The organism is Pseudomonas putida (assembly GCA_029953615.1).
Lineage (GTDB): Bacteria > Pseudomonadota > Gammaproteobacteria > Pseudomonadales > Pseudomonadaceae > Aquipseudomonas.
On sequence record CP124529.1, the window covers coordinates 429,979 to 441,796 of the forward strand.

8 protein-coding genes and 1 pseudogene are annotated in these 11,818 nt (G+C 63.4%); 8 read left to right on the plus strand and 1 reads right to left on the minus strand.

Annotation, left to right across the window (positions count from 1 at the left end; all coding sequences use genetic code 11):
* The 5 genes from QIY50_02025 to QIY50_02045 all read left to right on the plus strand — a co-directional run bounded on the left by QIY50_02025 (position 1) and on the right by QIY50_02045 (position 5,316).
* Positions 1-1,074: a microcin C ABC transporter permease YejB gene (locus tag QIY50_02025; protein WGV21096.1), complete on the plus strand. Its 1,074-nt coding sequence runs from the start codon at positions 1-3 to the stop codon at positions 1,072-1,074.
* A 1-nt stretch (position 1,075) separates the two neighbouring features.
* Positions 1,076-2,095 (plus strand): ABC transporter permease, encoded by a 1,020-nt coding sequence (locus QIY50_02030; protein WGV21097.1) that lies wholly within the window; start codon positions 1,076-1,078, stop codon positions 2,093-2,095.
* A 1-nt stretch (position 2,096) separates the two neighbouring features.
* Positions 2,097-3,707 (plus strand): ABC transporter ATP-binding protein, encoded by a 1,611-nt coding sequence (locus QIY50_02035; protein ID WGV21098.1) that lies wholly within the window; start codon positions 2,097-2,099, stop codon positions 3,705-3,707.
* A 408-nt stretch (positions 3,708-4,115) separates the two neighbouring features.
* Positions 4,116-4,685 carry a helix-turn-helix transcriptional regulator gene (locus QIY50_02040; protein ID WGV21099.1) on the plus strand — a complete coding sequence of 190 codons (570 nt, stop codon included), beginning with the start codon at positions 4,116-4,118 and terminating at the stop codon, positions 4,683-4,685.
* A 64-nt stretch (positions 4,686-4,749) separates the two neighbouring features.
* Positions 4,750-5,316: an HD domain-containing protein gene (locus QIY50_02045; GenBank protein ID WGV21100.1), complete on the plus strand. Its 567-nt coding sequence runs from the start codon at positions 4,750-4,752 to the stop codon at positions 5,314-5,316.
* Between the two features lie 59 nt (positions 5,317-5,375).
* On the opposite strand, the gene QIY50_02050 is transcribed toward QIY50_02045, so the two are convergent.
* Positions 5,376-5,792, minus strand: a complete 417-nt coding sequence (locus tag QIY50_02050) for a hypothetical protein (GenBank protein WGV23139.1) — start codon at positions 5,790-5,792, stop codon at positions 5,376-5,378.
* A 184-nt stretch (positions 5,793-5,976) separates the two neighbouring features.
* On the opposite strand from QIY50_02050, the pseudogene QIY50_02055 reads away from it, so the two are divergent.
* The 3 genes and pseudogenes from QIY50_02055 to QIY50_02065 all read left to right on the plus strand — a co-directional run bounded on the left by QIY50_02055 (position 5,977) and on the right by QIY50_02065 (position 11,807).
* A pseudogene (locus QIY50_02055) lies at positions 5,977-8,909 on the plus strand (aminotransferase).
* Between the two features lie 74 nt (positions 8,910-8,983).
* Positions 8,984-9,889 (plus strand): LysR family transcriptional regulator, encoded by a 906-nt coding sequence (locus QIY50_02060; protein ID WGV21101.1) that lies wholly within the window; start codon positions 8,984-8,986, stop codon positions 9,887-9,889.
* 55 nt (positions 9,890-9,944) lie between these two features.
* Entirely contained in the window at positions 9,945-11,807 is a 1,863-nt protein-coding gene (locus QIY50_02065; GenBank protein WGV21102.1) for an NAD(P)/FAD-dependent oxidoreductase, read from the plus strand.
* Positions 11,808-11,818 lie beyond the last annotated feature (11 nt).

The window sequence follows — 11,818 nt, forward strand, 5'->3', positions numbered from 1 at the left end:
ATGCTGGCCTACATCCTGCGCCGTCTGCTGCTGATCATCCCGACCCTGTTCGGCATCCTGATCATCAATTTCATCATCGTCCAGGCCGCCCCCGGTGGCCCGGTCGAGCAGATGATCGCCAAGCTCGAAGGCTTCGAAGGCGCCACCAGCCGCATTGCCGGCGGCGGCGCCGAAGTGTCCGTGGCCGGCTCCAATTACCGTGGCGCCCAAGGCCTGGATCCGGCACTGATCGCCGAGATCGAACGCATGTACGGCTTCGACAAGTCGCCGCCCGAGCGCCTGTGGATCATGATCAAGAACTACGCCCGGCTGGACTTCGGCGACAGCTTCTTCCGCGATGCCAAGGTCATCGACCTGATCATCGAAAAGATGCCAGTGTCGATCTCGCTGGGTCTGTGGAGCACGCTGATCATGTACCTGGTGTCGATCCCGCTGGGCATCGCCAAGGCCGTACGCCACGGCAGCCATTTCGACGTGTGGACCAGTTCGGCGATCATCGTCGGCTACGCCATTCCGGCGTTCCTGTTCGCCATCCTGCTGATCGTGCTGTTCGCCGGCGGCAGCTACTTCGACTGGTTCCCGCTGCGTGGCCTCACTTCCAACAACTTCGACGAGCTGAGCACCACCGGCAAGGTGCTGGACTACTTCTGGCACCTGGTGTTGCCGATCACCGCGCTGGTGATCGGCAACTTCGCCACCATGACCTTGCTGACCAAGAACAGCTTCCTCGACGAAATCAACAAGCAATACGTAGTCACTGCCAAGGCCAAGGGCCTGAGCCGGTCACGGGTACTGTATGGCCACGTGTTCCGCAACGCCATGCTGCTGGTGATTGCCGGTTTCCCCTCGGCGTTCATCGGCATCTTCTTCACCGGCTCCTTGCTGATCGAGGTGATCTTCAGCCTCGACGGCCTTGGCCTGATGAGTTTCGAGGCGGCCATCAACCGCGACTACCCGGTGGTCTTCGGTACCCTGTTCATCTTCACCCTGCTGGGGCTGGTGGTGAAACTGATCGGCGACCTGACCTACACCCTGGTCGATCCACGCATCGACTTCGCCAGCCGGGAGCACTGACATGGCCTTGTCCCCCCTCAACCGCCGGCGCTTCGAGCGCTTCAAGGCCAACCGCCGTGGCTGGTGGTCACTGTGGCTGTTCCTGATTCTGTTCGGCCTGAGCCTGGGCGCCGAGCTGATCGCCAACGACAAGCCGATTGCCGTGCGCTATGACGGCGAATGGTACTTCCCGGCGTTCAAACGCTACCCGGAAACCACCTTCGGCGGCGAATTCCCGCTGGAAGCCAACTACAAAAGCCCGTACATCCGCGAGCTGCTGGAGAAGAAAGACAGCTTCGTGTTGTGGGCACCGATTCCGTTCAGTTACCAGAGCATCAACTACGACCTGCGCGTACCCGCACCGGCCCCGCCATCGGCGGACAACTGGCTGGGCACCGACGACCAGGGCCGCGACGTGCTGGCGCGGGTGATCTACGGCTTCCGCATTTCGGTGCTGTTCGCCCTGACACTGACCGTGCTCAGCTCCATCGTCGGCGTGATCGCCGGTGCCCTGCAGGGTTTTTATGGCGGCTGGGTCGACCTGGCCGGGCAGCGCTTCCTGGAAGTCTGGTCGGGCCTGCCGGTGCTGTACCTGCTGATCATCCTCGCCAGCTTCGTGCAGCCCAACTTCTGGTGGTTGCTGGGCATCATGCTGCTGTTCTCGTGGATGAGCCTGGTGGATGTGGTGCGCGCCGAATTCCTGCGCGGGCGCAACCTGGAATACGTGCGCGCCGCCCGCGCGTTGGGGATGCGCAACGGCGCGATCATGTATCGGCACATCCTGCCCAACGCCATGATCTCGACCATGACCTTCATGCCGTTCATTCTCACCGGCGCGATCGGCACCCTCACCGCCCTGGACTTCCTCGGTTTCGGCCTGCCGCCGGGCGCACCGTCGCTGGGCGAGCTGGTAGCCCAGGGCAAGTCCAACCTGCAGGCCCCGTGGCTGGGCATCAGCGCCTTCGCCGTGCTGGCGCTGATGCTGAGCCTGCTGGTATTCATCGGCGAATCCGCCCGCGATGCCTTCGACCCGAGGAAGTGACATGAGTGAACATAACCTGATCGAAGTGCGCGACCTGGCGGTGGAGTTTGTCACCGGTGACCAGACCCACCGCGTGGTGAACGGCATCAGCTTCGACATCCGCAAGGGTGAGACACTGGCCCTGGTGGGCGAGAGTGGCTCGGGCAAATCGGTCACCGCGCACTCGCTCCTGCGCCTGCTGCCCTACCCCCTGGCCCGCCACCCCAGCGGCAGCATCCGCTACGAAGGCAAGGACCTGCTGCAGCAGAACGAGAAGACCATGCAGCGCATTCGCGGCAACCGCATTGCGATGATCTTCCAGGAGCCGATGACCTCGCTGAACCCGTTGCACTGCATCGAGAAGCAGATCAACGAAATCCTCCTGCTGCACAAGGGCCTGACCGGCAAAGAGGCCACGGCGCGCACCCTGGAGCTGCTGGAGATGGTCGGCATTCCCGAGCCACGCAAACGCCTCAAGGCCCTGCCCCACGAACTGTCCGGCGGGCAGCGCCAGCGAGTGATGATCGCCATGGCCCTGGCCAACGAGCCGGAACTGCTGATTGCGGATGAGCCGACCACGGCGCTGGACGTGACCGTGCAGTTGAAGATTCTCGACCTGCTGAAGAACCTGCAGGCGCGGCTGGGCATGGCCCTGCTGCTGATCAGCCATGACCTGAACCTGGTGCGGCGCATCGCCCACCGCGTGTGCGTGATGCAACACGGGCAGATTGTCGAGCAGGCCGAATGCGCCAGGCTGTTCAGCGCACCGCAGCACCACTACACACAGATGCTGATCAATGCCGAGCCCAGCGGGCTGCCGGCGCACACCCCCGTGGGCGCGCCGTTGCTGGAGGTGGATGACCTCAAGGTGTGGTTCCCGATCAAGAAGGGCCTGCTGCGGCGCACTGTCGACCATGTGAAGGCGGTGGACGGGGTCAACTTCAGCTTGCCGCAGGGTCAGACGCTGGGGATTGTCGGCGAGTCCGGGTCGGGCAAGTCGACGTTGGGCCTGGCGATCTTGAGGCTGATCTCCAGCCAGGGCGGCATTCGCTTCCATGGGCAGAACCTGGAAGGGCTGAACCAGAAGGCTGTGCGCCCTTTGCGCCGGGAAATGCAGGTAGTGTTCCAGGACCCGTTCGGCAGCCTGAGCCCGCGCATGTGCGTGGCGGATATCGTCGGTGAAGGATTGCGCATTCACGGCATTGGCAACGCGCAGGAACAGGAAGCGGCGATTGTTGCGGCCCTGGAGGAAGTGGGGCTGGACCCGCGCACGCGGCATCGCTATCCGCACGAATTTTCCGGTGGGCAGCGCCAGCGCATTGCGATTGCCCGGGCGTTGGTGTTGAAGCCGGCGTTGATTCTGCTGGATGAACCTACGTCGGCGCTGGACCGCACGGTGCAGCGGCAGGTGGTGGAACTGCTGCGCAACCTGCAGCAGAAGTACAACCTGACGTACCTGTTCATCAGCCATGACCTGGCGGTGGTCAAGGCGTTGAGTCACCAGTTGATGGTGATCAAGCATGGGCATGTGGTGGAGCAAGGGGACGCGCAGACGATCTTCCATGCGCCGCAGCATCCGTATACCCGGCAGTTGCTGGAGGCGGCGTTTTTGGAGGTGGATGCGGCCAGTTAGCTTTTTGGGGCTGCTGCGCAGCCCATCGCCGGCAAGCCAGCACCCCGACCGCGCCGGCTTCAAGCCATGCACTGTCCCTGTGGGAGCTGCTCTGGCAGTGATGTGTTGCCAGGGCCGGCCCTTTCGCGGGCACGCCCGCTCCCACAAGGTCACCACAGACTTCAAGACTTGCACAGTACCTGTGGGAGCGGGCGTGCCCGCGAAGAGGCCCGCGAGCAAACTTCGGAGCTGATGGATGAGAGCCCCATTATGATCCGGGCCGCCTACCACCTGAGTGCGATGGCTAAAATGCTGATGGATGAGCCGTGCTGGGCATGATGCGCTGAGAATGGCCGCCTACACGCTCGAAGTACCGCGCCATATCATCTATATGCCTGTAGAACCTTGGCGCAAGCATGGTAGACAGATATGAACATCTCACCTTCATTTCGCAACACCCCCATCGGCCCGATGCTAAAACACTGGCGCGTGCTGAACCGCGTCAAACAGCTGCACGCCGCGCAGATGTTCGGGGTGTGCCAGTCGACCATTTCTCGCTGGGAGTCAGGCTTGCAGGACGCCGAGCCCGAGCAGCGGGCGCGTATCGAAGCCTTGCTCAAAGCCAGGCTCAGCAGTGCCGCGGACCACGCACTGGCGCGCCTTGTGTCGGACAGTTCGCAACCTGTGCACCTGGTGTGCGACCTCACCCACCGCCTGCTGGCCTGCTCATCTTCCCGCGAGGCTGAGTTCAGCGTGCCCGTCAGTGACTTGCTGGGAGTCTCGCTATGGCCATTCGCAACAGAGGAAATCGCCAGCCAGGAGCAACGCTTGGCAGGCATCGGCTGGCGCGACAACCTGGCCTCCCCGGCGCTGGAGTTCTCCACCGGCACCAATGACTCGGCACTGGTACCCATCCAGCACAGCCTGTGCCGCTGGACCCGATTCACACTGTCGGATGGGTCGACTGCCAGGCTGGTCGAAACCCTGGCGCATATTTAATGCGTGGACGCAGGCAAGCGGCGAGCCGATGATTTACCTCTGCAATAGCAAGAGGTATCCCGTCGTGCCGAATCACAACCTTCATGGAAAACTCGAATTCCTGCGCCAAGCCGAAAAGCTCAAGAGCGTGACACGCAGTGCCCACACGTCGACAGGCCGGCGGGAAAGCACGGCCGAGCACAGTTGGCGGCTGGCGTTGCTGGCGCTGGTGTTCGAGGAGGAGCTGGGTGATGTCGATATCTGCAAGGTGCTCAAGCTGTGCCTGGTTCATGACCTTGGGGAAGCGTTGAGTGGTGATGTTCCTGCACCGCAAGCGCAGGCAACGCCAAACAAGAGCATGAGTGAACGGCACGACCTGATCTCCATGACCTCGATGCTCGAACCCTCGATGCAGGACAACATCGTTGCCCTGTTCGACGAGTATGAAGCGGCGGACTCGCCAGAAGCCAAAGTGGTCAAGGCACTGGACAAGATCGAAACCATCCTGCAGCACACCCAGGGCGAAAACCCGCCTGGCTTCGACTACGCGTTCAACCTGGAATATGGCCGTCGCTATACCGATGCCTTACCGTTTCTGGCCATCTTGAGGCGCACACTCGATGAAGAAACACGCAAACGCATGACCCGCTAGCGCGGTCTTTGTGGGAGCGGTCTTGTGTCGCGAAAGGGCCGCAAAGCGGCCCCTGCAATTTATGCAGCAGGAATAGCCTGCGTTCGCGAGACCGGTGCCAACTGGGCAATAGCCCACAGCACTTCCAGCACCAGGACACCCCAGATCAGCGCTGAGGCGCCATTGACCAGCGCATACACCTGCCACGCCGAAAACAGCACCCTCCCCGCCGCATCGTAACGCCCAAACCGATGCTCAGGGTGGCGAATGCGCAACCACGCCCACACGCACACAATCGACCCCATCAGGTTGGCCATCATGACCTGCATCGCTCCAAACAGCGGAATTTCACCCGCCAGCCCAAACGTGTCATGCAGCCCGCTCAACCACCCATGCAACAGGGCAAAACTCCAGGGGGTCGCAAAGCCGATGGTAACCACCAGATCATAGACACCGCTGGCCCGGACCAGCTTGCGATACTGCGTTTCACTCCACATATCCACTGCCCTCTCAATCACGGAGGCTGCAGCCTAAAGCCTGGAGTACGCTCCAAGGTCAAGCCCGAAGAAGGGCATCATTTCAGCCTTGTTATCATTTTTTCTGAAAACAATCGTCTTCCATCATCAGCTGGATCGGGCATAAATTCTCCGCCGTCAACTCCCAGTACCCACGGTAGAGCCCATGTCCAGCCCACAGAACCAGCCCGCCTCCCCTGCCCTGGCCACACTGATCCAGCGCTCCGGCCTGCCCGGCCCAACGCTGAGCGAAGCCCAGGCACACGCCGTGCTGCAGGCCCACTACGGCCTTGCCGGCAACCTTTCGCCACTGGGCAGCCAGCAAGACCTGAACTTTCGCCTGAGCACGCCGCAGGGTGGTTTTGTGCTGAAGGCCTGCCACGGCAGCTATGCCCAGCTGGAACTGGAAGCGCAGCACGCCGCCCTGGCCTTCCTGCGCGATCAAGGTTTGCCGGTACCTGCCGTGCGCGCAGCCGACAACGGCATGGGATTGCTGGAACTGGACATCGACGGGCAACCGCTGCGCCTGCGCCTGCTCGACTACATCGAAGGCCAACCGTTGACCCGACTCAAGCACATGGAGCCACGTCTGATGGCTGAACTGGGCGGGCTCTGTGCGAAGCTGGACAATGCACTTGCCAATTTCGATCACCCAGGCCTTGCGCGCACCCTGCAATGGGACCCGCAGCATGCCCAGGCACTGATCGAACACCTGCTGCCGGTGCTGCAGGACAGCGAGCAGCGCGCCCGCATCGAACACGCCACCCGCCAGGCCAGCGAGCGCCTGATGCCGCTGGTTGATCAGCTGCCAAGCCAGGCCGTGCACCTGGACATTACCGACGACAACACCGTGTGGGCCCGTGATGCCCAGCGCCAGTGGCAGCTGCAAGGGGTGATCGATTTCGGCGACCTGTTGCGCACCTGGCGCATCGCCGACCTGTCGGTAACCTGCGCAGCGCTGCTGCACCATGCCGAGGGCGACCCGCTGCGCATCCTGCCTGCAGTGCAAGCCTACCAGGCGCTCAACCCGCTGACCGAGGCCGAACTGCGCGCGTTGTGGCCGCTGGTGATCAACCGCGCCGCCGTGCTGGTGCTAAGCAGCGAGCAACAGCTCGCCGTCGACCCCGGCAACCAGTACACCCGCGACAACATCGCCCATGAATGGGAAATCTTCGACACTGCCACCGCCGTACCTTTCGCGCTGATGGAAGCGTCTATTCTGCACGCTGCCGGGCTGCAACCCGCCACGCCGGACCTGAGCGGCTGCTCGCCCCTGCTCCCGGAACTGGATGGGCAGGCCGTAACGCGCGTCGACCTGGGCGTGCTCAGCAAGCATTGCGAGGCAGGCAACTGGGAGCAAGCCGGCTTCGACCAGCACCTGCTGACCACGCAACCGGCCCCGGCCTGCAGCCTGCACGGGCAGTATCGCCTGTCGCAAACCCACATCGACCGCCCGGAGGAACCCGCCACCTGCGCCTTGGGCGTCGAACTGCATGTGCCCAACGGCAGCCTGGTGCAAGCACCAGATGCCGGCACCTGGCAGCGCCATGGCGACGGCCGTGGCTGCCTGCGCAGCACGCACTGGACCTTGTGGCTGCAGGGCCTGGAAGACGCGCCTGCAAATGGCCAGGCCGTGGAAAAAGGCCAGTCGCTGGGGAGCAGTTGCGGTTTCCTCAGCGTGCAACTGTGCCTGGATAACGGCATCCAGCCGCCGTTCTTCGCCACCCCATCCCAGGCGACGGCCTGGCTGGCCCTGTGCCCGTCGCCAGCTGCCTTGCTGGGCTTCGACTGCAATGCCGAACCACTCCCTGACCCACAGGCCCTGCTGGCCCGCCGCGACGCCAGCTTCGCTCGCTCGCAAAAGCACTACTACGCGCAGCCGCCACACATCGAACGCGGCTGGCGCAACTACCTGATCGACATGCAGGGCCGCTCGTACCTGGACATGCTCAACAACGTCGCGGTGCTGGGCCACGGCCACCCGCGCATGGTCGCCGAATCGGCACGGCAGTGGTCGCTGCTCAATACCAACTCGCGCTTTCACTACGCGGCCATCACCGAGTTCTCCGAACGCCTGCTGGCGTTGGCGCCCGAAGGCTTCGACCGGGTGTTCATGGTCAACAGCGGCACCGAAGCCAACGACCTGGCAATTCGCCTGGCCTGGGCCTACAGCGGCGGGCGCGACCTGCTCAGTGTGCTGGAGGCCTACCACGGCTGGTCGGTGGCCACCGATGCCATTTCCACCTCCATTGCCGACAACCCGCAGGCCCTGGAAACCCGCCCGGACTGGGTGCACCCGGTGGAGGCGCCAAATACCTTCCGTGGCCGCTTCCGTGGCCCCGACAGCGCCACCGACTACCTGCGCGACGTCGACGCCAAGCTGGCCGACCTCGACGCCCGTGGCCGCCAGTTGGCAGGCATCATCTGCGAGCCGGTATACGGCAACGCCGGGGGTATTTCGTTGCCGGCCGGTTACCTGCGCGAGGCCTATGCCAAAGTGCGTGCCCGCGGCGGCGTGTGCATCGCAGACGAGGTGCAGGTCGGTTATGGCCGCCTGGGCGAGTACTTCTGGGGCTTCGAGGAACAGGGCGTGGTGCCTGACATCATTACCATGGCCAAGGGCATGGGCAACGGCCAACCGCTGGGTGTAGTCATCACCCGCCGCGAGATCGCCGAAGCGCTGGAGGCCGAGGGGTACTTCTTCTCCACTCGGCCGGTGGCAGCCCGGTGAGTTGCCGCATCGGCATGGCGGTGCTGGACGTGATGCAGGAAGAAGGCCTGTGGGACAACGCCCGCGACACCGGGCGCTACTTCAAGGCGCGCCTGCAGGCACTGGTCGACAAGCACCCGCTGGCCGGCGCGGCGCATGGTTCGGGCTTTTACCTGGGGCTGGAACTGGTGCGCGACCGCACAACCCTGGAACCGGCCACCGAGGAAACCATGGCCCTGTGCGACCGCCTGCGTGACCTGGGCATCTTCATGCAGCCGACCGGCGACTACCTGAACATCCTCAAGATCAAGCCACCGATGTGCACCAGCCGGGCGAGCGTGGACTACTTCGTCGACAGCATCGACCGGGTGCTCTCCGAGGGCCTGTAAGGAATTGCGCAGCTGGCCGTGGAGTGTTCATACTTTTCGGCCTCAACGCTTCCTCGTCATCAGGTTTTCTGACAATGGCCTTTACCAGCGACTCCCTGGCAATTTTCCTCGCGGTGCTGGAGGCAGGCTCGTTCTCCGCCGCCGCGCGCAAGCTGGGGCGTGTGCCTTCGGCGGTGAGCATGGCCATCGCCCAACTGGAGGCGGAGCTGGACCTGGTACTGTTCGACCGGGCCACGCGCAAAGCCTTGCCCACCAGCGCCGCCCTGGCCCTGGAACCCCAGGCCAGGCAGGTGATCTGCCAGCTCAACCTGCTCGATGCCCAGGCCCTGCAACTGCACAAGGGCCTGGAAAAGCGCCTGACCATCGCCATGGCGCCCGAACTGCAAACCGGCCGCTGGAGCCAGCCACTGGAAACCCTCGCCCAGGAATTTCCCAGCCTGGAAATCGAGGTGCGCTCGGCCACCCAGGCCGAAGCCATCCGCCTGCTGCATGACGGCAGCGTGCAACTGGCACTGGTCTTCGAACGGCCTGGCATCGACGAGCGCGAGTCATTCCTGGAGGCCGGCAGCCAATTGCTGGTGGCCGTCGCCTCGCCCCGCCACCCGGCCGGGCAGAACAGCGGCACGCCGTTACCTGAAGAGGCGTTCGCCGAACAGCGGCAGATCATCGTGGCGTCCGGCAAGGCCACCGGGTCGGACCCGCGCATGGTGCTGTCGCGGCGCATCTGGCTGACCGACAGCTACCTGGCCACGCTGGACCTGGTGCAGTCAGGGCTCGGTTGGGCCTACCTGCCGCAGCCGTTGGTCGAGCCGTTGATTGCTTCGGGCGCGCTGGCGGAGGTGCGCTTCGACAACATGGCCAGCCGATTGCGGTTGTGGGTGGACATCATCTGGGTCAAGTCGCGACCGCTCGGCCTGGGGGCGAGACGCTACCTGGACGTCATGCGCCAATGCTTTGAAACAGAATCGCCGAGGGCCTGAGCCACACGCAGCTACGCTTCGAACACCACCATGGTTACCCGGTAAGGACACTGACATGACCATCACCCGACGCGACTTCCTCAATGGCGTGGCCCTCACCATTGGTGCGGGCCTCACCCCACTGCAACTGCTCCAGGCCGCCCCCTCCGGCCGCTACTACCCCCCTGCCCTCACCGGCCTGCGCGGCAGCCACCCAGGCGCGTTCGAGGTCGGTCACCGGATGGGCTGGGAGAAGCACTTGTTCGATACCGAGAACCTGGCGGTAAAAGAGCAATATGATCTGGTCGTGGTGGGTGGCGGCATCAGTGGCCTCTGCGCTGCCTGGTTCTATCGGCAGCAGCACCCGACGGCGCGCGTGCTTATTATCGAGAACCATGACGACTTCGGCGGCCACGCCAAACGCAACGAGTTCCAGACGGGCGGCCAGATGATCCTTGGCTATGGCGGCAGCGAAGCCTTCCAGTCACCCAAGCACCTCTACAGCGCCACGGTGAATGGCTTGCTGAAGCAACTGAACGTCGATGTGGACCGTTTCCAGAGCGCCTTCGACAGAGACTTCTACCCCAACCTTGGCCTGTCTCGTGGCGTGTTCTTCGACAAGGCCGGTTTCGGCGAAGCCAAGCTGGTCAGCGGTGACCCCACGCCTATGGTTGCCGATGACATTGCCCCGGACAAACTCAATGCCCGCAGCTGGCGCGCCTTCATTGGCGACTTCCCGCTGCCCGAGGCCGACCGCCAGGCATTGATCGACTTGCACGAAGCGCCAAGGGATTACCTGGAGGGCAACAGCCTCGCAGAGAAACAGGAGTACCTGGCCAAGACCAGCTACCAGGACTTCCTGCGCAAGAATGTGGGCCTCAGCAAAGCCGCCACCCGCTACTTCCTCAGCCGCAGCAACGACTTTTCAGCCCTGAGCATCGACGCCGTGGCCGCCGCCGACGCTTACGGCCTGGGCTTCCCCGGTTTTGCCGGCATGGGTCTGCCGCCCGTCAGCGAAGAGTTGAAAGCAGAGATGGAAGAGCCCTACATCTACCACTTCCCCGACGGCAACGCCTCGTTGGCACGTCTGCTGGTCCGCAGCCTGATCCCCGGTGTGGCACCCGGCACCAACATGGATGACATCGTCCTGGCGCCCTTCGACTACACCAGGCTGGACCTAGCGCAAAACCCGGTAAACCTGCGGCTCAACAGCACCGTGGTGAGCGTGAAGAACCGCGACGGCGGCGTTGATACAGCCTACAGCCGGGCCGGCCAGTTACACCGGGTTCGAACCACGCACTGCGTGCTGGCTTGCTACAACATGATGATCCCGTACCTGCTGCGCGACCTCTCCACCGAACAGGCAGACGCGCTGAAGCAGAACGTGAAGTTCCCGCTGGTGTATACCAAAGTGCTCATTCGTCACTGGCAGAGCTTCATCAAACTGGGCGTGCATGAAATCTACGCGCCGAATCAGCCGTACAGCCGCGTCAAACTGGATTACCCGGTGGACATCGGCGGCTACCGTCATCCGCGCGACCCCAACCAGCCCATCGGCCTGCACATGGTCCACGTGCCCACCACCCCCAACGCGGGCCTGGATGCCCGCAGCCAGGCCCGCCTTGGCCGCAGCAAGCTTTACGCCATGAGCTTCGAAGCGATGGAGGGCATGGTGCGTGATCAGCTGCAGGCCATGCTGGGGCCGGCCGGCTTCGACCACAACAAGGACGTGCAGGCGATTACCATCAACCGTTGGCCGCACGGTTACTCGTACTCTGCCAACAGCCTGTTCGATGATGAGCAAGAGAGCGAAAAGCTGATCAACCTGGCCCGCCAGCAGGTTGGCAATGTTGCCATTGCCAACTCCGATGCAGCCTGGAATGCCTATGCACATGCGGCCATCGATGAGGCATGGCGTGCGGTGAATGAGCTGCGCTGACCTGCGGGCAA